Source organism: Candidatus Neomarinimicrobiota bacterium (assembly GCA_034716895.1).
Taxonomy (GTDB): domain Bacteria; phylum Fidelibacterota; class UBA8477; order UBA8477; family JABMPR01; genus JABMPR01.
Genome location: JAYEKW010000213.1, coordinates 1 through 26,756, shown reverse-complemented (window position 1 = coordinate 26,756; position 26,756 = coordinate 1). Strand labels below are relative to the sequence as shown.

Annotated in this window: 14 protein-coding genes; 2 read left to right on the top strand and 12 right to left on the bottom strand. The window is 46.3% G+C overall.

The features are described 5' to 3' along the window. The 3 genes from U9Q77_12530 to U9Q77_12520 all read right to left on the bottom strand — a co-directional run. Positions 1–722: choice-of-anchor J domain-containing protein (locus U9Q77_12530; GenBank protein MEA3288185.1), on the bottom strand; the 722-nt coding region annotated here is incomplete at its 3' end. Positions 723–1,051: 329 nt separating this feature from the next. Then, a complete protein-coding gene (locus U9Q77_12525; GenBank protein ID MEA3288184.1) occupies positions 1,052–9,805 on the bottom strand; it encodes a choice-of-anchor J domain-containing protein in 8,754 nt (2,917 codons plus the stop codon). Positions 9,806–10,082: 277 nt separating this feature from the next. After that, positions 10,083–10,730, bottom strand: coding sequence for a hypothetical protein (locus U9Q77_12520; GenBank protein ID MEA3288183.1), 648 nt, complete (start codon positions 10,728–10,730; stop codon positions 10,083–10,085). A gap of 87 nt (positions 10,731–10,817) precedes the next feature. Here U9Q77_12520 and U9Q77_12515 point away from each other — a divergent pair, with 87 nt between their 5' ends. Next, a complete protein-coding gene (locus U9Q77_12515; protein MEA3288182.1) occupies positions 10,818–11,591 on the top strand; it encodes an AMP nucleosidase in 774 nt (257 codons plus the stop codon). A 105-nt stretch (positions 11,592–11,696) separates the two neighbouring features. On the opposite strand, the gene U9Q77_12510 is transcribed toward U9Q77_12515, so the two are convergent. The 6 genes from U9Q77_12510 to U9Q77_12485 all read right to left on the bottom strand — a co-directional run bounded on the left by U9Q77_12510 (position 11,697) and on the right by U9Q77_12485 (position 21,235). After that, the gene (locus U9Q77_12510) at positions 11,697–13,877 is read right to left on the bottom strand and encodes a PBP1A family penicillin-binding protein (protein ID MEA3288181.1); all 2,181 of its coding nucleotides are present in this window, start codon (positions 13,875–13,877) and stop codon (positions 11,697–11,699) included. A gap of 130 nt (positions 13,878–14,007) precedes the next feature. Further along, entirely contained in the window at positions 14,008–14,589 is a 582-nt protein-coding gene (locus U9Q77_12505; protein ID MEA3288180.1) for a FumA C-terminus/TtdB family hydratase beta subunit, read from the bottom strand. Continuing rightward, complete coding sequence (locus U9Q77_12500) at positions 14,582–15,469, bottom strand: fumarate hydratase (protein ID MEA3288179.1); 888 nt, start codon at positions 15,467–15,469, stop codon at positions 14,582–14,584. The genes U9Q77_12505 and U9Q77_12500 overlap by 8 nt, the downstream gene beginning before the upstream one ends. A gap of 72 nt (positions 15,470–15,541) precedes the next feature. After that, positions 15,542–16,570 (bottom strand): 2-oxoacid:ferredoxin oxidoreductase subunit beta, encoded by a 1,029-nt coding sequence (locus U9Q77_12495; protein MEA3288178.1) that lies wholly within the window; start codon positions 16,568–16,570, stop codon positions 15,542–15,544. Between the two features lie 32 nt (positions 16,571–16,602). Beyond that, complete coding sequence (locus tag U9Q77_12490) at positions 16,603–18,441, bottom strand: 2-oxoacid:acceptor oxidoreductase subunit alpha (protein ID MEA3288177.1); 1,839 nt, start codon at positions 18,439–18,441, stop codon at positions 16,603–16,605. A gap of 415 nt (positions 18,442–18,856) precedes the next feature. Continuing rightward, positions 18,857–21,235: an ATP-binding protein gene (locus U9Q77_12485; protein ID MEA3288176.1), complete on the bottom strand. Its 2,379-nt coding sequence runs from the start codon at positions 21,233–21,235 to the stop codon at positions 18,857–18,859. 294 nt (positions 21,236–21,529) lie between these two features. Between U9Q77_12485 and U9Q77_12480 the strand changes: the two genes are divergently transcribed. Then, positions 21,530–23,080 carry an aldehyde dehydrogenase family protein gene (locus tag U9Q77_12480; protein MEA3288175.1) on the top strand — a complete coding sequence of 517 codons (1,551 nt, stop codon included), beginning with the start codon at positions 21,530–21,532 and terminating at the stop codon, positions 23,078–23,080. Positions 23,081–23,144: 64 nt separating this feature from the next. Here the strand turns inward: U9Q77_12480 and U9Q77_12475 are convergent, their stop codons facing one another. From U9Q77_12475 to U9Q77_12465, 3 genes are all read right to left on the bottom strand, one after another. Further along, positions 23,145–24,935, bottom strand: coding sequence for a long-chain fatty acid--CoA ligase (locus tag U9Q77_12475; protein ID MEA3288174.1), 1,791 nt, complete (start codon positions 24,933–24,935; stop codon positions 23,145–23,147). 152 nt (positions 24,936–25,087) lie between these two features. Then, positions 25,088–26,494: an aspartate aminotransferase family protein gene (locus U9Q77_12470; GenBank protein MEA3288173.1), complete on the bottom strand. Its 1,407-nt coding sequence runs from the start codon at positions 26,492–26,494 to the stop codon at positions 25,088–25,090. A gap of 64 nt (positions 26,495–26,558) precedes the next feature. Then, on the bottom strand, positions 26,559–26,756 hold a 198-nt coding region (locus tag U9Q77_12465; GenBank protein MEA3288172.1), incomplete at its 5' end, for a dockerin type I domain-containing protein.

Here is a 26,756-nt window from a genome sequence, read left to right as displayed (position 1 = left end):
ACGGGTGGCTCAGGTGCTACATAAATTTCAGGACCTGAAACATCATCAAAACCAAAGTCCCAGGATGTGCTAGCTGAATTCGTTACATGCCAGGCAACATAAATATTCTGGTCGATATAGGCTGAGAGGTCTACTATTACCTCTGTCCAATCGGCGGTATTGGCAACATAGGATGCAAGTAAAACAAAATCAGCTGTATCACTAGTTGCTGTGGACACATATAGCTCATATGAGTAAGGATAGGAGGAAGATTCAAGACCTTCCCAAAAGCTAAGGGTGGCATCCCCTGTAGTTGGGCTGAGTTTTGGTGTGATCAGCCAATCATCTTCACATCCAATTGCTTGAGCACCATAGCTTCCAGTATGTGGGTCTAACCAAGTTGTGAAGGTTTGATTGAATTCATATGAATCACCATCGGCATTTATTGTTGTCCATCCCGCTGGTGGAAATGCACCCTCGAATCCTTCAGACAGTGCAGATCGCAGGTTATTTGTTGAAAAATGGTTGAGCCTGCCTTCTTCCTGAAGCCGCATCTGAATAGCAGCATCACGAATGGCCAACTCTGAACTAATTAGAGTCTTCTCAGCCACGGTTAATGTCTGACCGTTATCATATTTGGTCAGGGCCTTCTCCATGGGTGTCATCTGCATTGCGTCTGATGCCAAACCCAGGGAAAAAGCAAAAGTCAATACTAGACCTGTTAGTAACAATCTACGCCACATACTTCCTCCGTTTTTTTGTTTGCACGCTATAAATAAAACAATATCAGCAGGTTATCTGCTAATGCCTTTCATTCTCGTGATTTTCATCATAATAGACTGTTACACCAAGTCCTCCAAGGATTAAAAGTAGCAAAAATGTAACAATTCGCCGGAAATTGACCTGAGTCACTCCCTGCATTTGTTTGGCTTATTCTAAACTTTTTTTATCCGCTGATTGGCACAGATCTACGCAGATTGATCTTTTAAAAAAAAGGCGCGGAGTTAAGTCCGCGCCTTTTAAATATCTTAACCTTGCGAAGACAGAAGCCTTCACAAGGTTTTTTAACGGTTTATTTGATGAAAGCCATCTTATGGGTCTTGGAATAATCTCCAGCCTGCAAATGGTAAATATAGATACCCGTTGCAACTGGTTGACCTGCGTCATTCAGACCATTCCACAACACCTCATAACGACCAACATCCTGACGACCGGATACCAGCGTACGAACCTGCTGACCCAGCATATTGTAGATCACCAACCTGGCTACACCGGCTTCAGCAATATCATAACGAATATTGGTGGTCGGGTTAAAGGGGTTGGGATAGTTCTGCATCAAGCTGAACTCGGTGGGTGCCGGTAAGCCAATATCAATGATACTGACCAGACACTCACATTCGATCTCAACTCCGCCAGGACCTGAAAGCACCAGACCCTCAACTGCAAAGTCAGTGGCTCCAGTGGCATTCTCATCAATGACCTGAACTGGAACATTCATGAGCAGACCGGAAGACAGATCGATCTGGCCACCAGTAAGATCAATAGCCAAAACACGCATGGTGTTTTCGCTGAGCGAAGTATAGACGGCCACATTATCGTTACCCTCTGCCAGTACTGGAACACCCAGTTCAACGACTGCCGGATCAAAGACCAGGTCAGCCTGGAAACCAGCGATCAACCCTTCATAGGTCACAGTTACCGGAATGTTCTGCCATTCACGATTATTGGCCAGGGTCATTGGCTCAACCACCACGGTGACATCCTTGATGGGATGCGTATCCTTGGCCAGCGTGGGCTGAGCAAGAACAGCCTCAATCAGGATCACAACATCAAGCACATTGTAAGCGCCATCACCATTGATATCCAGAACTGCCAACTCATCAGGAGTTACTTCGGCACCGGTCATGGTAACGATCTCGATCATGCGAGTGATATCCAGAATATCCAGAGTACCATCACCATTAAGGTCGCCAACCAGCAAGCCGCTCAGGCCTTCAAACATGATATTATCGATGGCCCAACCAGAGGCCCAGGTTCCTGCATCATCATGATGGAAACCAATGTAGACTTCATCAAGACCGGCCAGCAGACTCAGGTCAATAGATACCTCAACCCAGACATCTGCAGCTCCAACCAGTTCAAGTACCTGCCAGGCACCGTTGGCTCCCACTCGATACTCTACAGTAGCAATAGAACTGTACGCTCCATTGTAGAAACTGTCAAAGACCAATTGGACATTATTAGAGTTACCAAAATCCAAAGCTTCGGTGAACAGCATGTTATTTCCATCAACACCGGATCCAGCAGCATCATCATTAAGAGCGGCGATTAAACTGCCATTGTCCGGAATTGCCCAGAAACCACTTGACAGATCAGCCGCAGTTCCAACCATCCAGGGAACGGTGGGATTGCTTTGATTCCAAGCCGGTGGCAAGACGCCACTCTCAAAGTCGAAAGCAGTTGGCGGTGGGCCACCCCAGGCAACAGCGATCACGGCTGCACCATAGTTGGGTACTTCATCGAAGGGAATAAATTCGTAAATATTCTCTCCAGCCGGAATACCATTATCGGCAAAGTACCATTCATCAGCATCCACGATGGCAATTTCAACATTATTGCGTTTGATCATGATACCTTCAAGATCATAACAATCAGATCCATCCATATTCTGGCTGGGATCTTCCCATTCAAAGGAAACGCTCCAGAATCCGCTCATCTGAGTATTGAAACTGGTGACTGGACCCGGAGCCATATTGGCACGGGCTTCCACCAGGTTGGAGGGACCTGAATCTTCGCCATTGCTATAGGTTGCAGTGATTTCATACATATATGGTTCGTCTTCAACAACCGGATCATCGAAAGTGGTTCCATCGGTTGTACCAACTAGATCACCATCACGGTAAACATTGTAGCCGGTGATGTCACGAGTAGAACTGGTCTCTTCAATCCGGGCAATATTGCGCGGCTCACAAGGGATTATGGTCAATTCAAGATAATCTTCCTTGCTCTGACGATGCTCACTCACCTGATAATCCACGGCAACCGTTTCAAACATCTCTCCATAACCCCGGATCGAGAAGTTCAGCGGGAATCCGGCCGGACCAACATCCAACCAGTCATTACCAACTGTATAATCGGCTGTACCCCATTGAGTACCCGGTACAAATTCCCAGGGAGCGCCAACACCATCATCAGTACCAATAGCGGTAAAGACACCCGGTGTGGAGACACCAATAAAGAAACCATTTTCAGCAACTACTGGTTCCGGCAGTTCATAATCATTCCAACTATCATCCACATTAGGCAACATGGCTGATTCATGGAGTGGTTGGTTCACATCCGGTACGCCAGCTCCATCCAGCCCAAAGATAAAGATCTTGGCTTCGGTATGAACTTCATTGGAAGTCAGATACCAGCTTACTGAATTCAGCACGGCGTTGACCGGATGACTGGCACCTAAGATAGCATTTTCATTGGCACCAAATCCAAGCTGAGCTGTTATGACATCATCATCATAACGGAATTCAGCAGCACTACCGCCACCACCTGGTTCACGCCAATTCAGTTCGATATGATCATCAAAATTCCCATCAGCAGTCAGGTTTTCCGGAGGAGCTTCACCCACGATTACCAGCAAACGGGCAGACGGATCAGATTCCAGGTTACCTTCATCCACGGTCTTTATCCGGATATGATAGGTACCATCAACCATGATCTCAACCATCTGTGATGTATCTACAAAGGTGTGGAATTCATCATTGATATACACATTGTAGCCTGATAAGTCATAGTCAGGAGCATCATCCCAATCAACGGATAATTCGTTGGTGGCATCATCCACAGTGGCCGTCACATTCTGAGGCACGGAAGGTGCGTGATTAAGCGGTGTGGCACAGTCTTCATTAGAATAGGTGGTTGCAGCAGTGTAGACAGCGGCAACGGTATAGCAGTATTGCGTACCGTTATCCAGGTCTTCATCCACATTCCAGCCATCCATATAACTGTACGTATCAGTGGTCAGAACATCAGAAACAGCAACATCATCCCGATAAACCTGAAAACCATCAAAGCTGCGATCTGCAGTATTGTTGTTTTCGTAGATCGGTACTTCAAGTTCCTCAGTGATCTGAGCTAATTGAGCGTAATTCAATGGTACGCCACCCTTGTCACCGATGGGTGTACCAACAAAATGACTCATTGTACGAGCCAGAACGATGCCACCGCTGTCAAAGGTCCAGCTTTCATCAGTTCCAAAATCACCACCTGTCGCAATAGTCATACCATTAACGATCAGGTTATAATAACCCTCTCCATAGGCACAGCAGATACCATCACCAAAGGCATCGTAAATGGTCCAGGTATAGACACTGGGAGACAGTTCCAATTCCCATGAAAACAGGGTGGCCGGACTTGAGATCATCCCGCCATCATCAGCGATCAGCTCACCATCCTCATTGAAGAGATCCCAGGATGTTTCACCTGGATAATTATCTGAAAAGATCTCGATGGTGACTATGGAAGCAATATCGCCAGGTGCAGCCCAGGTCAGATAGACCTGTCCGTCCAGACCGGATTCAGCATGTAGTCTTTCAGGAGGCAATGGACCGGTAGGTACCATCAGTGGTTCACTTGGATCAGATTCAGCATCCTCATTATCAATGGCTGTGATCATGTATTCATACACACCAGGAGCGGCAAGCAATTCAGAAAATTCAGAGATTGCTACATTTATAACGAACACATCATCACGATATACATTGTAAGTGGCAAAGTCGTATTCGGTATTGTCATCCCAATCAAGCAGGACGTTTGAATCCTCATCACCAGTACCGGTCAAGCCAACAGGCGCAGCCGGAGCATGGTTCATAGGGGTTCCCACTAGTTCAGGTGAATAGGAGGTCTCATCCGGATAATTGGCTGAGATCAGATAATAGTAGGAGGTACCATTGATCAGCGGTACAAAATCGAAATAGTCAAAAGTTAGTGTATCGGCATCAACCAGGAAGGTGGTAGCATCAGCCACAACCGGACTGGTCTCTGAACGATAGATCGTATAACCTTGTAATTCTGAACGCATTTCGCGAGCAGGACTATTGATCAGGACCGGCTCAAACTCAGGGTAATCACCAACGGAATACAACTGATCAGCATTTTCACGGGAGGCGTTTTCAGGATAAGTGCCCCAGGATCCGGTATTGGCAACAAAGGTAGCTGCGCCGCCTTCAGGACCCACCGTAATGGCATCCAATAACCAGATGTACCAGAGACCCTGGCCATCACCATCAACGGCTTGCCAGGCTAACTGGACATTCTGACCGGCATAACCTGACAGATCGACCACATAGGGTACCTGCCAGTCATTCCAGCCGGGATTTTCCGGATTATCAAAAGGTGGCAGAGCAGACATATCCAACAGGACATCCCAGCTCATTCCACCGTCAGTAGAAATGTTCACATTATAATGATCGCCATGTTCAGAAGCTTGCTGTGCGTAGGACCAGAAGGTCAAAACATCAGTAGCTCCTGCCATGAACTCAGGCGAGATCAACCATTCATCCTGATGTCCCATATCCCACCAGACACCTGATGAAAAAACGCCTTCAAAGGCTGGATCGCCTAGAATATCATCGTACAGCATCCAGGTGGCATTGGCATTGGACTGCAGCATGCTCCATTCTGCTGGTGGGAAGATCCCACTTTCAAAATCTTCGTAGAGACCGTCACCGCCAACTGTGCCTGGTGCCATCCAGGTCAGATTCACGGCACCATCCAGACCGGATTCAGCATTGGCCATGGCTGGGGGTAAGTTACCAACAGGCAGGATAGCCGTATTGCTGCCGGCAGACTCGCCGCCATCAGCATCCACAGCAGTTACATAGTAATAGTAGATGTTACTGATGGGTAGATTCTCTGAAAATGTAATCGCATCTGTATTCAGGATCAATTCATCGTCACGATAGATATTATAGGATTCCAGATCATAATCTGTATTGGCATCCCAGGCCAGTGTGATATCATGATCATCAATGGTAAATGTCAGATTCTGAGGTGCAGCTGGCAACCAGTTCACTGGAGTAGCACAGGCTTGATTGGAAGCAGAGTTGCCATCATCGTAAATGGCTTCAACGATGTAGCAGTATTCCACACCATTGGGAATGTACTGGTCATTGTAACCCAGGATAGCAACATCCAGGGTTTCTGACACAGCCTCAGCATCACGATAGACCAGGTAGCCGAGCTGTTCGCGGAGACTGACTGTCCGTTGGGGAGCAGAGGACATTTCCCAGGCTTCCAGTTCAATACCATTTGCAGCCAGTTTGGCAAGTTCAGCAGCCGGATCGGCAGCTACATATTCACTACGGGCACCAGATTCAGTCACTGTGATACCAAAGTTACCATTGCTGGAACTGAATCCATCAACCACGATCAAATAGAGACCTTCCGGCAGGAAAGCACCTTCAATGGTTGATTGAACTCCTGAGAATTCACAGGCAGCATCATCATTGTAGTAACCTGTGGTGGTAAAGCAATCCTCGTTGAATATCTCCAGTTTAGTATCATAATCCGTTACCGCGTCACAGACAGTAATATCCACTGTACCGTCTTCGGGCATCCAGAGCTGATAAGCATAATCTTCATTATCGCTGCCGCTTACATCAAAGTCATCACCCATGCCAGTGTTTGTACCGGTGGCATAGAAGGGCAGTTCTTCGATTAGTTCATCGGCACAATCCAACAGACCAGGCAGCAGGTCACCGGGCTCAGCCCATTCCAACTCCACGGTTCCGTCCAAACCGGATTCTGCAGAGAGACGCATGGGTGGCAGATTGCCAACCAGCATGGTCACGTCATCAGACATCTCTGATTCAGCATCTTCAGCATCAACTGCGGTAACCGCATATTCATAGATTCCACCAACTGTGAGAACATCGACGTAATTGGAGACAGGTGACGTATCAATCAGGCTATCATCGCGATAGACATTGTAGTAATCAAAATCATAGTCCGTATTGTCATCCCAGTCCAGGGTTACTGTCATATCATCAACAACCCCTTGCAATCCAGTAGGGATACCGGGAAGGTGATTCACAGGAATAGCTTCAACTTCTCCTGCTGCTGATTCACCATCATCATAAATAGCAGAAATACGGTAGAAGTAACTAATCCCGTTGCTCACTGGAGAATCAGTATAGGCCATCGGATCGAGTCCAACAACCTCTAGTTGATTTCCAGCTTCGATCAATACTGGAGAACTGGTATTTCGATAGATCCCATAATTGAGCAGTTCACGGAATTCGCGAGTCGAATAGTAGTGAGTCGGCGTAGTATTCAATAATCCGGGGGTAATCAGGATATTGTTTGCACGCAATTTCTCAACTTCAAAACGCAAGTCATATGAGACCATCTCAGGTACAGCACGACCAGCTTCTTCAAAAACATCCAACACATAGTTACCTGTGCTTCCGGACCATCCATCAATAACAATGAGGTAGGTTCCAGTTTCAAGAAAAACACCGGTCAGCTCGGATTGCAAACCACAGGCATCATCATTGTAATAGCCGGTTGAAGTAACACAATCCTCCATGAAAACTTCAAGTTTGGAATCGTAATCTGTTCCGTTACAAAGTGAAATGGTATAGGTCGAACTGGTTGAAACATTCAACTGATAGGCAACATCCTCACCCTGTGAAGGCTGCACTGGAAAATCATCACCCATACCCAGGTTAGTTCCTGTAGCAGTGAAGGGCAGGGCATCTATAGCAAAATCAGCACAATCCAACAGTGGAGGAGCTTCTGTACCGGGAGCCAGCCAGGTCAAATCAACCTGTCCATCAAGTCCGGAAATAGCTTCCACAAAGGTGGGAGGCAGGTGAGAGACAACATCAAACACATATAGTGCTGATGGAGCAGCTTCAGGTGAGAAGCCCTCATTGCCTTCTTCATCCATGGCCATAAGGTAGTATCCAATGGTACTGCCAATCACTTGACCAGGGATATCAGCACTAAAAATGCCTGCACCATCATCAGACATGGATACACTCGTGAATGCACCACCATTAATGTTGTAAAACAGGATTGCGAAATCCACACCTACATTATCAATGATCAGGGCTTCTATTGTGTATGGACCAGTTTCATCCAAAGTATAATTAAACTGAGTTACACCGGAAATTGACGGTGCCCACAGATCTGTATAAGGCATGGCCAGGAAATTAACGTATTCGATCAGTAGATCGTTTACTGTGCTGGCACCATCCACTAAACCACCAAATTCAAAGGAATTACCAATCGTATTGGCACCGGGGCTTAAATTTCCAATACCACAGGCTTCGTCATCAGCAGGATTGGTATGAAAGACCATGGCATCCAGAGAGGCAGGTGCCAGGTGATCCACAAAACTATTTACACCAACATAATCATAGTCCATTCCGGCCAGCAGGTTCGCTCCCACAGTTGCTTCCAGATCGCCACTACCATCGGCAGTACCATCAATGCCAAAAAAGCCATGCAACGAGGTCTGCTCGTTATAGGCCCAGGTGTCTCCACCCTCCATATAGATCGGATTACCAGCCATGGCATAATCAACCAAAGCAGTCACTTCAGCTGATCCCTCAACCAGTACATAATTGTTATCACCGTACATTCCCAGAGTCACAAAAATAGCTGAGTACTCAGCATCAACGGGGTCACCAAACATGAACAGGTCAGTTGTGAGGACAGCAGTATATCCCAGACCCTCAAGACCATCCAGAAAGGCTTGACCACTTATGGAGGCGGAAGGATTCCAGATCATGTATTCGGGAAAACCATCATATACCATGGCCGAAGCGGTTACTACGACTTCGGTGGTATTATCAGCATCTGAGGTAATTGTATAGGTTCCAGCGGCGGCACCTTCACCTGTTGGGGCGAAAGTAACATCCATGACAACCGAGGTTCCGGCTGTAACGGTAACGGGAGTGGCCAGCGCAGTGCTGAAGTCCAAACCATCCACAACAATGGAAGTCACATCAAAATCTGTATTCCCCAGATTGGAAATGGTCACATCCTGGGTAAAAGGGCTATCATCAAGCTGGAGCACACCAAAATCAACATTGGTTGGACCAACCGTCATATACGAACCTTCAATATTCTGATAAATGTAAGTAGCGGTGATACCAAAGTTTCCAACAAGAGCAGCATCGCCACCAACAGCATCATTGATCGTTTCCCAACCCGTTTCAGTGTTTACCCAGTTTCTATCAATATAATTGAACTGAAGATCGTTCCCGATACCCATGAAACCACTGTCGTTTTCCCAAACCACAACGTAGTAATCACCACCATCGATCACCAGATCGCCGACAACCAGATCAAACTGTTGGGTCGTGCCATCAGGAGATGACAGATCTACCATATCAGATTCCCAGGCTGCAGTTCCGTCACCAGGACCTGCTGGAAGACTGGGAGGACCAGCAGCTGCACCGGCCGGATCAAGGTAAATACTGACGATAGCTGATACAGCTGCAGCATCACCCTGAGTGTAAATGGTTAATCCAGTCAGGATCTGAGGGGCATCAGCAGTAAAGCGAACACCAAATGCACAACCGCCGCCACAACCAATCTGACCTTCAAAGGTTCCATCATGATAAGCCAGGATCTCATCGCGAAGAGAGAGGGCATCAACGGGTGCTACACTCCAATTAACATCTAAATTTCCATCTATGGAGGTCTTTAAACAGACATCGCAATCAGCATTAGGATTAGTTTTCAGGTCAGCGAAAGCACCTGTCGTCATGAGCATGACAAAGGCAAGCAATAGGCTGGTAGAGAACAATCGTTTCATGGTGAACTCCTTCATATTTGATTTTATAATCAATCCCTTCGGCTTATAAATGAGCCAAATTCTTTCTGCATTACTAATATTTTTACCCTGAAAATAAGGTATAATTTCTCCTGTTATAGGTCGAGAATATAGATTTAGGTCAGTTTCAATTCAAGCGTATTTGCGGAATGCAATTCAAGTGACATGAAAATGGGACATTTAAGTGATTTGGGTCATAGCTCTGTGGTGAGTAACAAGTGGTGAGTGGTGAGTTAGTTTTGATGGATTTTTGACCGGTTTATGATTTTTTCAAATCCCCAAACCAGATTCTCATAGACAATCCCGTCAACGGGGCATATTTGGGGTTGAAGCCATACTCCGAGACTGATCTCAATCCGGAAAAGTCATGAAAATAGCCAAACTCAACACCCCAACTCTTACGAAAATTGAGACCCCAGAGCATTCCAAAAAGATGCTTGTTATCACCCCAGAACCCTCGCGGGATATAAACATACCGTAGTCCCAGATACCCATAATTAAAGACACTCTGCTCGGTTTGCTTAAACACCTTCCCGTCCCGGCGAATCGTTTTGGATCTTTCCTTTCTGGAAACATTGAAATAAGTGGTTTCAAAAGCACTCTGCTCAGCATAAGTGGCTGCAAAATTCATGGTATGTAAACGTTTACCCTCATCTCTGAGAATAACGGTCATATCGACCCCACTGCCATGAATGGGTAACAACCCAATGCGGATACCACCATCCACCCGCTCTCCCAACCCTTTCCGATAAATAAATTGAGGTACCAGATTCTCAGCCGACAGGACCACACCCTGGTAACTTTCATTTGGCTTTAAAGGCTCCGGTGAGATAACCGAATGGGAAGTACAGGATATCACGAATAGCATTGCTGATAATAAAAACAAATATGATCCGAATTTGAACATGTCGTCGAATTTCCTCTGTGTTGATGATGATTACAACTTATTATTCAAATCATTTTGGAGAACCTGATGTTTGTTTAGATTAACCGTATGGAAACCAAACAAGAAATCGTAAAAAACTGGCTCTACCGCTATACGGGAGTTGAACCCGAAGCCTTCGGAGATCGCATTCTCCTCACCAACTTCAAAAACTATGTGGAAAAATTTGCTGCCCGGTTTGATGTGCCGATCTACGGCGAGGATCGCTCCATGACAGTGGCCACCAATAAAGATGGCGTGAGTATTATTAATTTTGGCATGGGGAGCGCTAATGCAGCTACCATAATGGATCTGCTTTCAGCAGTAGATCCCTATGGTGTACTCTTTCTGGGTAAATGTGGCGGCCTGAAGCAATCCACAGAACTGGGGCACTTCATACTACCCATTGCCGCCATCCGCGGCGAGGGAACCAGTAATGACTACCTCCGGCCTGAAGTCCCAGCCATGCCCAGCTTCAAGATCCATAAGTACACTTCCCAGATTTTGGTGGACCATGATCTGGATTATCGTACGGGAGTTGTTTATACGACCAATCGACGGGTCTGGGAACATGATACTGCCTTCAAGGAGTACCTGCGGGAAATCCGGGCAATCGGAATCGATATGGAAACAGCCACAATCTTTATTACCGGACTGGCTAACAATATCCCCCGGGGCGCTTTACTACTGGTTAGTGATCTACCCATGGTGGCTGAAGGTGTGAAAACGGAAGCTCTGGATCAGAGCGTAACCAGAAAATATGTGGATCTGCACCTGGAGATAGGTATCGAAGCCATGTCCCATATTGCCGAACAGGGCGAATCCATCAAACATTTTTCGTTTTAATAGTTTGGATGTTTGGGGGTTGGGACGTTTGGAGGTTCGGACGTTGGCTGGTTGGGGGGTTGGTAGGTTCGTAGAGACGCGATGCTCGCGTCTGTAATCTGTAAATTAAAAATCAATTACATCAGGTTTTTTAAGATTCCCGTGGATGTCACAATATTGAGTGGGTACCGTACCAGGCAGGAAAACCTCCCGCTCCGGGGTGCAATACTCAGTAGCCAACTTATGCGTCTCTGAGCATACATTTGCATAAACAATGGATGCTTCTGGAATTTCGAATTCCTGCCGATCCCAGTCCAGACTATCATATACAGCTTTCATGTACTGAGCCCAGATAGGCACTCCTAATGCCGAGCCAGCCATACCGGGTCCAAGACTGATACCTTGAGAATCCATACCAACCCAGACCGCTGTGGATAAACGCGTAGTAAAGCCCACATACCAGGCATCGGTAAAGCCTGTTGTGGTACCGGTCTTGCCTCCGGATGGTTCATGAAAACCAAATCTGGTTCGAGCACCAACCCCGGTCCCCCGATTGGCAACGGTCTCAAGCAGCGATATCATGATGTATGAGGTCCCACGACCCAAAACCTCTTTACGATCCGGTGTATAGTTTCGCAGTGTTCCCCCAAAGCGATCCTGAACTGACAAAATTCCCAGCGGTTGGATCCATATTCCTAACCGGGGATAAACGGCATAAGCCGCCGCCATTTCCATGGGGTAAACAGCAGAAGCTCCCAAAGCCAGCGCATCACCGGGGTACAACCGTGTTGTGATACCCATGGCTCGAGCTTTTTCTACAACCGCCGCCGGAGCTATTAATTCCTGAATTGTTCTGACAGCGATCAAATTCAATGAACGTCGAATTCCTTCTCGCAGGGTGGTCTCCCCTCCCATGCTAAGGTCATAATTCTTGGGACGCCAATCGGTTGAATCATTCTTGCCGGTCTTGATCACCACAGGCTGATTAAGCAACGTAGTTGTTACAGGATACCCATTATCAATAGCAGCCGTGTATAGAAATGCCTTAAAAGATGACCCGGGTTGCCGGATCATCTGGGTCGCCCGGTTCCATTTGGATTTATTGAAATCCTTACCGCCGACCATGGCTTTGATCTGACCCGTTTCAACATCTAACGAGATCAACTGGGCCTGAACTGTTAATAATTGTTCGATTTGCGGTGTCATCTCAACTGAATCACTGATCATCAGTCGCACCGTATCAACCGTTAACTCGATCTTATATCTTTCCAGAATTTCAGCCAATGCCTGAGAGTTTTTATCAAGCATTCGCGCATCAAAAATGGCCTGAACCCGATCCAGTTCTTTGGCCACCACCTGGTTGGCAATCGTCTGCATTCGGGTATCCAGACTGGTATAGATGGTCAAGCCATCACGATAGAGATCCACACCCAGCTCATCATCCTCTTTTTCAAGTTGACGGCGGACATATTCTCCAAAATGAGGCGCTACATTACCGGCGGCCATACTGTCAGGAGTATAAGTATCAATAGGAAGGGACTTGAAATAATTGCGTTCAACAGCATTGATGGCTTTTTCACGGAACATGGAATTGATCACCACATTGCGCACATGGTGAGAACGATCAGGATGGGTGATGGGTGAATAATAAGCAGGTGCTCTCAACATACCCACCAGAATGGCACCTTCGTCAAGGGTCAAATTTTCAACCCGTTTATTAAAATATTTGGTGGAAGCCGCCTGGATACCGTAAGCTCCATGTCCGAAATACACCGTATTCAGGTACATGGTCAGGATCTCTTCTTTGGTAAAAGTGTGTTCGATCTGAACTGCTGTGATCAGCTCTCGGATCTTTCGTAGATAGGTCTGCTTGAAACCGATCCGGGCGTATAGACTACGTGCCAGTTGCTGGGTTAGCGAAGAGGCACCACCATGTATTTCACCAGTCAGAAGATTAAGACTGATGCTGTAGACGGTTCTAAAAAGATTCATGCCCCAGTGGCTGTAAAAACGTTGGTCTTCAGTGACGATAAGCGCCTTTTTTACATGGGGTGGAATTTCATTGGATTTGACCAGGGTGCGTTGAGTCGTAAAAAGTTCCTGGATCACCTGATCATCAGACGAAACAATACGGGTGATCAGGTCAGGGTCGTAACGTTCCAACTCATCCAGTGAGGGCAGGTCCTGAGCTAAAAAATATATCCAGACAAATAGACCGATGGTGAATACGATACTCAGGCTCAGCGCAATGTAAATTCGTTGCTTAAACTTCTGCTGACCACCTCTGGCTTTGAATTGCTTCATCATAGCTTACAATTATAAACTTTTAAGCCCGTCATGTTCATACGTTTTTAGATATCTGTAGAAAAAAGGAGTAGAGACGCAATGCATTGCGTCTCTACCGTAAATAAAATCAAAATAATTCCTATGGCAACAATCAGCCAAAGATCAACTTTTCAGCCACCTCGTCTGATTGAGCCTTGATAGTTGTATGCAGAGAGCCGCCATGACTATCCATGGTGACTACGGCTGGAAAATCCTTGACCTCAATGTGCCAGAAAGCTTCAGGAACACCCAGTTCCTCCAACATGTAAACGTCCTTGACCTTGACCACAGATTTAGCCAGTGAGGCAGCCAGTCCGCCAATAGCATGTAGATAGACACCACCGGATTTGGCTAAACCAGCCAGCGTTTGAGCACCCATGCCACCTTTTCCGATCACTGCCCGCACTTTGTAGTGTTCCATGACAGATGCTTCATACGGTTCTTCACGGATACTGGTGGTTGGACCAGCAGCCACAAATGACCAGGAACCATCATCGTGTTGTTTGACAACGGGTCCACAATGGTAGATCATGCTATTTTCCATAATGGGATTGAGCCAATCCGGCCAATTCTCATGGATATATTTATGGGCAGCATCCCGGGCTGTTACCATAAGACCTGAAATGACTACTTCATCCCCAATCTTCAATTCGCGAATGGCTTCCTCGGAAACCGGTAATTGTAACTTAATCATAGGTTACCTCCCCACTGGCCTTCAAGATCATGCTGTGTCGACGATAAGCCCAGCACATATAAGCAATTGATACAAAAAAGGATGCCGGTAAGCGGTGCAAAGCTCCCATTTTCACTCCCAACACTGTGGTGTTACCACCAAAGCCCATGGGACCAATGCCTAATTTGTTCAGATCATCCTTGAGTCTGGCTTCCAATTCAACTAATTCAGGATTGTCGTTGGTGTCTGTAATTTTTCTAAAAAGTTGAGTCTTGGCAGCCAGATGGGAAGAGGTCCGATCTCCGCCGATTCCGATTCCCAAAATTCCGGGAGCACAGCCCAAACCCTGAGCAGCATTGACTGCATCCACGATCACCTTGTAAACACCATCCAGATCACGGCCGGCACCCAGAGCAACATCTGGCAGCTTATATTGAGTAGAAACATTCTCGCATCCCCCCCCTTTAAGCATCAATTTGAACTCGATGTAATCCTTATCCCATTCTTCGAAATGAATGAAAGGTTGACCTTCACCAATATTATTTCCTGAATTCTTCCCGGTAATCGAATCCACTGCATTGGGTCGCAGATAACTCTTCTCCACGGCCTCAGCGGTAGCCTCTTTAATAAGCGCCGTGAGCTTCAGCATGGAAACACCTTCCGGAATATGGATCAGGTAGATATTGGTCCCCGTATCCTGACAGATCGGTGTGGATTCATCCCGTGCCAGATCAATATTCTTCAGTAGCATCCCAAATACACTACGAGCGGCTGAACCCTCGGGTTCATTCTGCTGCGCCTCCAGGATGGCATCTACCACATCTTTTGGCAAATCTGTAGCGGCTAAACGGATGAGCTCAAGGAGCTGATCCTTCAGAACTTTTTCATCATATTGAAACATATTTCACCCCTAGTTTTCGATACAACAGCCCTTAAGTCGCGGGCTGCTAACTAATCTATCCTCGAACAAGTGCTACTTAATTTCCCAAACATCGCCGGAATAAAACAGATCTTCCAGAGTACCTTCTCCCTTAATCCTAATCACATCACTGATCTGTGAATGCAATAGTTCATCATAGGTAGGCGCTTCAATTGCCCGCAACACACCAAATGGAGTTGGATTCAATGGATCGAAGGTCATCTCCAGTAAGAGATTCGTGATATTGGAATTAGTCTCATCATGTACCAGCAGATCTTTTTCCGACCAGTCGCCACCCAGAGAAACCACCTTGGGGTGGTTATCCTTCATGATGATTCCCTTGTCGTGTTCCTTGCCAAAGATCATGGGTTCACCATGCACCACAAAGAGAGCACTATCCGGCCTGGTCGCCTTGTTCTCAACATCGGAAAATTCACCATCATTGAAGATGACACAGTTCTGATAAACCTCAATAAAGGAAGCTCCCTTATGACGTTGGGCTCGTTTAATATTTTCCTGTAAACCCTTGCCGTCAACATCCAGCGCCCGGGCGATAAACGTTGCGTTGGCTCCCAGAGCAACAGCACTGGGGTTAAAGGGGCGGTCAATTGAACCAAACGGAGATGACTTGGTCTTCATACCCAGTTGAGAGGTTGGAGAATACTGACCCTTGGTTAAACCATAGATCCGGTTATTAAACAAGAGGATATTCAGATCGATATTCCGCCGCAACACATGGATCATGTGATTGCCGCCAATGGAAAACCCATCACCATCACCGGTTATGACCCAGACCGCCAGATCGGGGTTGGCCAGCTTAACGCCGGATGCAATAGCCGGAGCCCTACCATGGATCGAATGAAAACCATAAGTATCCATATAATAAGGGAAACGACTGGAACAGCCAATACCGGAGATAAAAGCGTAATTTTCTTTTTTGACACCCAGCACTGGCAGGGTCTTTTGCATGTTGGCCAGAATTGAGTAATCACCGCAACCCGGACACCAGCGCACTTCGTTACTGGGTACAAAATCTTTCCTGGTTAGATTCAACTCTTCTATACCTTGAATAGTCTCACTCATCTTACTATACCTTATCTATTGTTGCTCGGGACTTAACCGAGGATCTCATTGATTTTGTTTTCGATCTCTGAAGCACGGAAGGGTTCTCCACGAACCTTGTTCAGTTGGTGAATGGGTCTCAGCAATTCAGCCCTCAACAGTAATGACAACTGACCCGAATTTACTTCAGGAATCAGGATCTCATCAAAACTGTCACAGATCGTTTTCAAATCTGCCGGATAAGGACTCACCCAACGCAGATGTATATGACTGACAGATCGTCCAGCCTTGCGAGCCCGCTCGACAGCCACATGAATAGAACCATGGGTGCTACCCCAGCCAATAACCAGCAAGTCCCCTTTGGAATCTCCGCAAATCTCGAGTGCCGGTATTTCCTGAGTGATTTTCTGAACCTTCCTTGCCCGGATATCAGTCATAAGTTGGTGATTCTCTGGATCCTGACTGACCATACCGGTAAGGTTCTCTTTTTCCAGACCACCAATGCGATGTTCCAAACCCTTGGTACCAGGTATTGCCCAGGGACGGGCCTCATTCTCATCACGCGCGTATGGCATAAATCCATCTTCACCGCGAGCTGATGGATCAGGGTGAGTCACCTTGATTTCCGGTAAATCTTTCGGGTCAGGAATTTGCCAGGGACCCGAACCTTGTCCCAGATAACCGTCGCTCAGGACAATGACCGGAGTCATATATTTCAGAGCAACCCTGGCTGCTTCAAAAGCACAGTCAAAACAGTCAGCCGGATCCTGTGCTGCAATCACTGGAATAGGTGCATCACTATTGCGCCCAAGAACAGCCTGGAATAGATCGGATTGTTCCATTTTGGTAGGCATTCCCGTACTGGGGCCACCCCTCTGAACGTTGATGATCACCAGGGGCAATTCAGTAATAATTGCCAATCCGATTGCTTCCGTTTTCAGCGCCATTCCCGGGCCTGAAGTTGTGGTACAGGCCAGGTCGCCAGCATAAGAAGCACCAATGGCTGAAGTGATACCAGCAATCTCATCCTCGGCTTGAAAGGTTTTAACACCAAAGTTTCTTAAACCGGATAAGGTGTGCAGGATCTCACTGGCAGGTGTAATGGGATAGGATCCTAAAAACAATTCCTTACCCGCTTTCTTCGCTGCAGCTACCAAGCCATAAGCGACAGCCACATTGCCGGTGATATTTCGGTATTTGCCTTTGGGCAGTTCTGCTTTCTCAACAGCATAGGAAGTGGTAAAGATTTCAGTTGTCTCACCGTAATTATATCCGGTTTTCATCGCTGTGATATTGGCTTCTGCTATTGCTGGATTCTTGCCGAATTTTTTACGAAGCCAGGTTTCAGTCGGTTCAACTGGCCGGTTATACATCCAAAAAAGCACACCCAAAGCAAACATATTCTTGGTACGCTCGATCCCTTTGGAAGTCAGATCAGAATCTTCCAACGCTTTGCCAACCAGTTTGGACATTTCCATACTGTAAACAGTAAATCCATTCAGTGTATCATCCTCGAGGGGGTTCGTTTCCCAGCCAGCCATTTTTAAATTCTTGGCCGTAAAAGCATTCGCATTGGCCAGAATAGTACCGCCCTTTTTCAGATCCTTGAGATGAACCTTTAAAGCAGCCGGATTCATGGCTACCAGGGTATCTGGAATATCACCTGGAGTAAAGACCCGCGATGAGCCGAACATCAACTGGAAGGCACTAACTCCAGCCAGGGTTCCCAGTGGTGCTCGAATCTCTGAAGGATAATTTGGAATGGTCTTTAGATCATTACCAACAATGGCAGTTGCTTCAGTGAAGCGTGTGCCGGTTAGCTGCATACCATCGCCTGAATCTCCAGCAAAGCGAATGGTAGCCTCATTAATACGTACAACTTTTTTCGTCATGAATCTGAACTCCTGATAAACGAAATTATGATTTTATGATTTGTATCGATTGGTTTTCCAGTATTAAACAGCGTTTGTACAAGCCAGGAGGGATGCAGGTCTACCGGTAATTTTGTCACCACTTTTTGAAGTCTATCCGACCTTGGATTTCCTAACCCGTTCATGAGCAAAAACTAACGTTCCCTCACAGGTAAATCAATGCTGAATGATATATCACACCATTTATTTTTCACAAGTATTTAACCAAGCAACTATTGAGCCGCATAAGCCATTACCTTTTCCTTTTTAAGAGCCCCACCACAAATCCATATCAAACCCGAAATGTTATCTTACATCGGTCGTTTCGACAAAGCTCAACGTCCTTATCCCCCCTGAATTCAGCAACTCAGCAACTCAGAAATTCGCAACTCGAAAACTATTTCCCCAAAGCCTGCCCCTTTAAAAAATACTTCTTCAGCTTGCTCTGAGCTGCTCCAAAGACAGTTCGTGCCGGAAAATTGCCATGTTTATTTACCACACCAGCCGATACACCAGTAAGTAGCTCAATACCCTCAGCGATGGTACCCACCGCCCAGATATGAAACTTATCTGCCTTAACTGCCTCCTGGATATCCGGCATAATCATCAAATTTTCCACATTGGATTGAGGAATAACAACACCCTGTTCACCAGTCAAACCCCGCATAGAGCAAAGATGAAAAAAGCCCTCGATCTTTTCGTTAACACCACCGATGGCCTGAATCTCCCCCCACTGATTCACCGAACCTGTCACTGCGACCCCTTGTTTAACCGGAAAGCCGGACAATGCCGAAAGAATGGCATATATCTCCGTAGAACTGGCACTGTCACCATCGATCCCACCATATGATTGTTCAAAGGTCAGGGTGATGGCCACGGATAGTGGGAAATTCTGGGCAAAGGTCTGCCCCAGGTAACCGTTAATGATCAGATTACCCTTGTCATAAGTCTTCCCTGAAAGTTTTGCTTCTCGCTCAACTGCAATGATGCCGGGTTCGCCCAGATAGGTTGTCGCTGTGATCCGGGAGGGTTTCCCAAAGGAATTATCACCCATGGAATAAACAGCCAGTCCATTGATCTGCCCCACTCGTTCTCCAGTAACATCGATCAGTAAGGTCTCGCTTTTTATGTTATCCCACACTTTTTCCTCGTAGAGACTGCCTCTGAAGAGCTTTTCCATGATAGCCCGTCGGACATCTTCTTTCTGAACCTGACGATGCTTTTTCTTTTTAGCCCAGTAGGCAGCTTCAGTGATAAGCCCAACCATGGCACCGAACTGCAGGGATAATTTTCCCTGATCACCAGCCAGCCTGGAGCTGTAAACAATGATCTGAGTAGCAGCCTGAGAAGTGAAGTGGGGTAACTTTCCTTCACGACAGACCCGGGCGATAAATTGACAGAAAAGGTGTTCATTCTCAGTATTTCGGGTTACCTCATAATCAAAATCAGCTCGCACCTTAAATGTTTTATTGAAAGCCTCATCCACTTCCTGCAGATAGCGGAAATAATCAGACCGACCCAATAGAACCACATTCAGATCCAGGGGAATTGGTTCTGGTCTCAAGGATGTTGTTGATGAAAATCCAAATTGTTCATTCACATCTTCGATCTGCAGGGATTTATTTTTAAGGGCTCGTTTTAAGGGTTCCCAAACATGGGCATTTTGCAGAACACTCTGGATGTCCAGGATTAAAAAACCACCATTGGCTTTAAGCAACGCCCCGGCAGTGATCATGGTAAAATCACTGTACCAGGCTCCCATAACTGCCTTTTTATCGATCCGACCAAACAGGTTATAGTAAGAGGGATTCGTATCTATGACAACGGGAGCTCCTTTCTGACGACTGTTATCAACCAGTAAGTTTACCTTATAACGTACCAGTAAGACTTTCTGGACCTGCTGAGGAGTGGCTTCATCCTCCTGAATAGTTTCCATGCCAGTGAACTCCTTCACATGTTCAGCAATATCATCCCGGACATCTTTTAAATATTCTATGATATCAGGGTACTTGGCATAATTCTCAAACAAGCGACCAATCCGATGTTCCACCGACTCCAGAGCGATCTTTTCCTGGAGATTTTCCACCACATCTTTCCGCTCTTCCTCCAACTCAGACATATCACTTAGGGCATCGCGCAACAGGTTCTGGATCAGACTGATCCGTTCGTTCAGGTCGGTTTGTTCTGGCTCAGTAAGCGCCGCAAACATCTCTTCACTCAGGGGCTCCCCGTCCTTGAGCGGAATAGTCTGAAAGCCTTCTTGACTCATGGTCAATTGGATGCTTTGTTCGGCTGCTTCTGCATTGACACCAGCGATTATCTCTTCACGACCCGTATCAAATTCTGCCGTTATTTCCTTCTTTCGCTTGGCATATAGCTCACCCTTGAAAACTTTAGGTAGATCCGTGCTCAAACTACCGATCAAACGTTTCATCTGTTTGGCAAACCTGACACCTTGACCAGCAGGCAGACTAAAGACTTTGGGATGATATTCGTCCCGGAAGTTAAAGATCAGGATCCAGTCCAGTGGTTCCGACTTAGTTGCAGCATACTTGGTTACCAGGTTCCTGACAATAGTGCTTTTGCCCGTGTCAGGCAAACCACCGACAAAGACATTGTATCCCGGAGCCAGTAATTCAAGACCAAATTGCAGAGCCCGTACAGCTCGTTCTTGCCCGATAACCTTTTTAAGACTGGGAAGATCTGCTGTCGACTTGAATTTTAGAGCATTATCATCAGTGGTTTTACAAAGATCTTTCGTGCTGAGTTTCTTCATTTTCAATTCCTGATAGCTAATTTATGACCCATCATTTGGATAAAATTGTTCATGACAAGGTTTGTTTCAATTCTAAATATCCTTGGCTAAGATAAACGTAGAATCAATCAGTACTGCTTAAAATTCATAGCTATCCAAGTGTGTATCGTAATCTTTTTTCACCTTTGTGAGACACGAACATGCTTGTTATGCTTGGATTTGATCTCGGCCTGGTAGAATCCCCCATTGACACGAAATAATCCTACTAAAACCTTCCCTGAAGAATACCTTTCCTGAACAACAAAGAGGACAATTATGACCACACATATACATACCGAAGCTTTCAATCCGGCCACAGGGGAATCCCTGGGAAAAATACCCCAAAATACCATTGATGACATCCGAGAGGCCGTCAAACGGATTCGGATAGCCCAAGTTAAATGGTCACAGCTCTCTTTTGCTGAACGGGGAAAATTTTTACGCAAGATGCAGCGTTACCTGGTTGAGCACGGTGAAGAGGTTGCCCGCATCATTTCTCAGGATAACGGAAAAACCCTGCCGGATGCTTACATGACCGAAGTATCCGCCGCAATCATTTCTTTTGATTATTATATCAAACATACTGCCCGGGTCTTGCGTCCCAGACGAGTCAAGGGTTCGCATATCTTTGGACTCTATACCCGTAACCGACTCCAGCATGTTCCTATGGGTGTCATTGGGATCATTTCACCCTGGAACTATCCTCTGGCCATTCCCATCCATGAGATCCTCATGGCACTGATGTCCGGCAATGGCCTGCTTTATAAGGCTGCATCTGAGACCCAGATGGTGGGTGGCATAATTCAGAAAATAATAGATGCTGGAGAGCTCCCAAAAGACCTGTTTATCCAGGTGAATGTGCCAGGTCGAGTTGCCGGCGACGCATTCCTGGAAGCTGGGATCGACAAACTTTTCTTTACCGGCAGTGTCCCTATTGGCAAGAAGCTCATGGCCAAAGCAGCCGAGACCCTGACCCCGGTATCCCTGGAATTGGGCGGAAACGATCCCATGATCATCTGTGCTGAAGCCAACTTGAAAAAAGCGGCCAATGGAGCGATCTGGGCTGGTCTTTCCAACTCGGGTCAAAGTTGTGCCGGAATCGAACGGGTCTATGTTCATCGGGATGTCTATAAACCTTTCCTGAAGATCCTGCGCAAAAAAGTCGAACAACTCAAGGTCGGAGACCCAGCCCAAATTAGTAGTGATATCGGCACCATGACAACTTCCCGCCAACAGGAAGCGGTTCGCAAAGTACTGAAAGAGGCTATTGATCAGGGAGCTGTTGTGTCAGCTTTATCGCAGATCGATGGTGAGACAGAACAGGCGTTGCCCGCCACTATTCTCACGGATGTAAATCATCAGATGACTGTCATGCAGGAAGAAACTTTCGGTCCTGTACTGGGGGTCATGTCTTTCAAGACCATTGAGGAAGCTATTCAACTGGCCAATGACTCTGACCTGGGTTTAACTGCTTCGGTTTGGACCAAAAACCACCGCCTGGGTCGTCAGATCGCCTCACAATTACAGGCTGGTGTGGTCACCATCAATAACCACCTGGTCTCACATGGTATTCCCAACCTACCCTGGGGTGGCTTTAAACAAAGTGGTATCGGACGAACCCATGGTGAAGTGGGGTTACTGGAGATGACAGAAACACGAGCAATTGTAACAGATTATTTACCCCTGAATAAGCAGTTCTATTGGACACCTGTCCCCGGATTTATCTACCGGCGCTGGGTCGGATTTGTGATGATCGTCGGTGGAACCTGGAAATTCAAAATGAAGGGCTTGCTTAAACTCATATTTGGTTTCAAAAAAACTAGATAGTAGCGACGCAAAATTTTGCGTCGCTACCAGGATCAATACCCCCTGAAATTATTCAATATCTGATCTATGAATCCTTCTTATGATACATACTATCGATCAAAGCTTTAAATTTCTCATTGATCTGCTTGCGCTTCAGCTTCAAAGTCGGTGTGATCTCCCCGGCTTCCATGGTAAAAGGTTTGGGTAGCAGTTTGAACTTTTTAATCGTTTCATATTGAGCCAGTAATTTTGATTGTAATTCAATCCGTTTTTTATAAAACTCTGTAACATGAGGATGAGCAATAAGCTCTTCGGGCGAGCTGTATTGAATTTTCTTCTTCCGAGCCCAGATCTCCAGACTCTCAAAAGCCGGTACAACCAAGGCACTGATGAATGTGCGCTTGTCCCCAATGGCAATGATCTGTTCGATGTAAAAATCCTTCCCCACCAGGGTTTCAATATTTAGAGGCGCAATATTTTTACCACCTGAGGTAATGATCAGGTCTTTGATTCGATCAGTAATCATTAAATAGCCATCCTCATCAAATTCACCAATATCTCCAGTATGAAACCAACCATCAATAATGGATTCTGCCGTTGCCTCTGGATTATTGTAATAACCCAACATCACCTGAGGTCCCTTGACCAGAATCTCCCCTGAATCAGCAATTTTGACTTCGCAATTGGGAACCAGTTTTCCCACAGTTCCAAACTTGAACGCGCCTGGTGTGTTGTAGGAAACCATGGGTGAAGTTTCTGTCAGACCATAACCCTGACAGATCAGCAAACCACAGGACAGAAAGAACTCCTCAATTGATTTTTCCAGTGGTGCCCCTCCGGCAGAGAAGAAATTCTTATCGCCCCCCACCAAAGCCCGGATCTTCGAAAGGACCAGCTTGTCATACAGCTTATGTTTCAACTTGAGACCCGTTGAGATATCCTGCTGAGTGAATGATCTGGCGTAATAGTTCGCTCCCGTTTTAAGGGCTGCTTCAAACAGACTCTTTTTCAACTTTGAAGCACTTTCCTGATTGTTCATTACTGCCGCATAGATCTTTTCGTACAAACGGGGGACGGAAACCATGGCCGTGGGCTTGATCTCCTGCATAGTGTCTATGACCTGCTTGGGATCTTCCAGGTAAGTGTGGGTTGCCCCCTTCAGATAAACGTAATAGGACCACATCCGCTCATAGACATGACTCAATGGCAGAAAACATAACGAGGTGTCCTTGTTGGTCACGCTGAAATTTGCGTCGACCGCTTCAAATTGATGAAACAGATTGGCGTGAGATAGCATCACACCCTTGGGATTGCCCGTGGTTCCAGATGTGTAAATAATGGTGGTCAGATCATCCTGCCTGATTTTATCCATTCGGCTATTGATCTCAGATTCAAATCCTGCCACATCTTCGATATTTGAAAACGCATTGAATCGAACAGCAATTGATGCATCAAGAGTAATATCCTGATCATAAGAAACGATTTGGATCGAGAGCCCCTCTGAATGGATGGCAGCTAAATTCTGGTACTGCACTTCATTTCCCACGAAGATCAACTTGATCCCGGCATCTTTGACAATGTATTGGGCTTGCTCCTTGGTATTGGTGGCATAAATGGGTACTGAGACCGCCCCGGCCATGATGCAGGCAAAATCACTCACCGCCCATTCATAACGATTGGCCGAGTATATTCCCACTGTATCTCCTCTTTGAATTCCAGCATTGATCAGGGCACAGGCCAATCGCCTGATCTTTTGCCCAAACTCAACATAGGTCAAAGATGCCCAATTATCTTCTGCCTTATACCTCAGGGCTGTGTGATTGCCATATTCTGCAATCTTTTCGATGATCATTTGACCAATGTGCTCGTATTTCATTAGTATTCGCTCCTAATAATTAGTCTCTGTTTTTTACTTCCCTGATAAACCATTAAAATGGTTCCTTATCCTAGTGTCACAACTTAAGTCGTGGGTTCCTATATGTTCAGCAAGCCAATAACCGTTTCAACGGTTTATAATATGTCGTAAAATTACCTCTTTTTAAAACGTTGCATGACCTTGGCCATTACCCGTACAGACCAGGGATTATCATCACCCATGGGCATGGAACCCCTTGAGCTATACAGTTCCTCCATCATTTTCATAACTTCCTTTTTGATCATTCCCCGAAAGGGCAGCCTGGCGACCATACCGTACATGGCGGCACTGCCCTTGACTGCCAGATCAGGATTACTGCGAACTGTATCCACAGCATTCTCAAGATCTGACAGGAAACTCTTAATAATTTTAGCATGACCGGGAACCACCATGATATGCAAGCCCTCTGGTTGCTGTAACCGGTCGATGTGCCAACCCAGGGCTTCCATTTGATCACCAACTGCAAAAATGTTGACCTGGTCATCCGTTGAATGGTAACCAAAGACACTCATATCGGGATGACCCATCACCCTTAAACCGTCAATTGCCTTGATCCCGGCTTGAAGCTTACCCGAAACTTCCATGATCTCCCTGGCATTTTTGCAATAGCCTTCCTCTCCCAGGGCGTGCATGGCAGCCCAGGCGGCTGCGAAAGCTCCTCCTGGACGGGTTCCCAATAGAGCTGGTGAGGCAAAAATGCCACCGGGCCAGTTCTCATGTACAAAAAACTGGTGCTTCATGTATTTCATACTGCGATAAATAACCGTGGAGGCACCCTTGGCCGCAAAACCGTATTTATGAACATCAGCAGAAATAGAGGTCACACCGGACAGTCGAAAATCAAACTCCGGCACAGCCTCTCCGTTCTTTTCCATAAAGGGCAACAAAAAGCCTCCCAGGCAGGCATCTACATGTAGGGGGATATCAAACTGCTGCGCCACCAGACTCAACTCAGCGATCGGATCAATCACTCCGTGGGGATAGGAAGGAGCCGAGCCCACCAATAGAACGGTACGACGATTGATCAGTTTCCGAACGGCCTCTACATCCACTCTGAAATCACTTTTCAAGGGGGCGTAAATGATTTTCACGCCAAAATACTTAGCTGCTTTGGTCCAGGCGACATGGACACTCTCAGGAACGACCATCTCCGGTTTGAAAGGCAGTTTCCGCTTTGATCTAGCCATATCCCGATAGGTCAGAACCGGCAGTAAACAACTTTCTGTCCCACCTGAGGTAATGGTTCCCACCGCTTTTTTATCGCCATGAAGCATGGTGGCAGTCATGTTGATCACCTCTGTTTCAAAGCGTTTCAGGCTTTTAAACGCCATGGGATTCAGGGCATTCTCAGAGAAGTAGAGGTTGTACGCTTTTTTCAGAAACTCGGTATGTTCTTCATCGAGGTGATAAACCAGGCTCCAGGTCTTGGAGTCATGATAATTGACGTCCCTGCTTCCATACTGCTGCATCTGTTTCAGGATCTCAGCGTGATCGAGGCCTTTTTCAGGTATGGTTTTCATAGTCTATATCCATTAATTTTTTTTAAACATAAAGGTACTAAGCGGTCCTGCCAGTTCTATGCCCCTATTGCAGGATATGGTCAACCAGTAACAATATGTCAGCAATAGTCACCAGCTCATCCTGATTCAGGTCACCCACTTCCAATTGATACTCTGAAGCAGTTAAATTGCCTAGAATGATACTTATTAACCGGATCAGGTCAGAAATATCGGTCTGGTAGTCGTAATTAACATCACCCATTGTGTCAAACAATAGGTCTCC

Coding starts and splice junctions, on each gene's coding strand:
- U9Q77_12525 (MEA3288184.1), bottom strand. CDS start 9,805: ATGAAACGATTGTTCTCTACCAGCCTATTGCTTGCCTTTGTCATGCTC.
- U9Q77_12520 (MEA3288183.1), bottom strand. CDS start 10,730: ATGTTCAAATTCGGATCATATTTGTTTTTATTATCAGCAATGCTATTC.
- U9Q77_12515 (MEA3288182.1), top strand. CDS start 10,818: ATGGAAACCAAACAAGAAATCGTAAAAAACTGGCTCTACCGCTATACG.
- U9Q77_12510 (MEA3288181.1), bottom strand. CDS start 13,877: ATGATGAAGCAATTCAAAGCCAGAGGTGGTCAGCAGAAGTTTAAGCAA.
- U9Q77_12505 (MEA3288180.1), bottom strand. CDS start 14,589: ATGATTAAGTTACAATTACCGGTTTCCGAGGAAGCCATTCGCGAATTG.
- U9Q77_12500 (MEA3288179.1), bottom strand. CDS start 15,469: ATGTTTCAATATGATGAAAAAGTTCTGAAGGATCAGCTCCTTGAGCTC.
- U9Q77_12495 (MEA3288178.1), bottom strand. CDS start 16,570: ATGAGTGAGACTATTCAAGGTATAGAAGAGTTGAATCTAACCAGGAAA.
- U9Q77_12490 (MEA3288177.1), bottom strand. CDS start 18,441: ATGACGAAAAAAGTTGTACGTATTAATGAGGCTACCATTCGCTTTGCT.
- U9Q77_12485 (MEA3288176.1), bottom strand. CDS start 21,235: ATGAAGAAACTCAGCACGAAAGATCTTTGTAAAACCACTGATGATAAT.
- U9Q77_12480 (MEA3288175.1), top strand. CDS start 21,530: ATGACCACACATATACATACCGAAGCTTTCAATCCGGCCACAGGGGAA.
- U9Q77_12475 (MEA3288174.1), bottom strand. CDS start 24,935: ATGAAATACGAGCACATTGGTCAAATGATCATCGAAAAGATTGCAGAA.
- U9Q77_12470 (MEA3288173.1), bottom strand. CDS start 26,494: ATGAAAACCATACCTGAAAAAGGCCTCGATCACGCTGAGATCCTGAAA.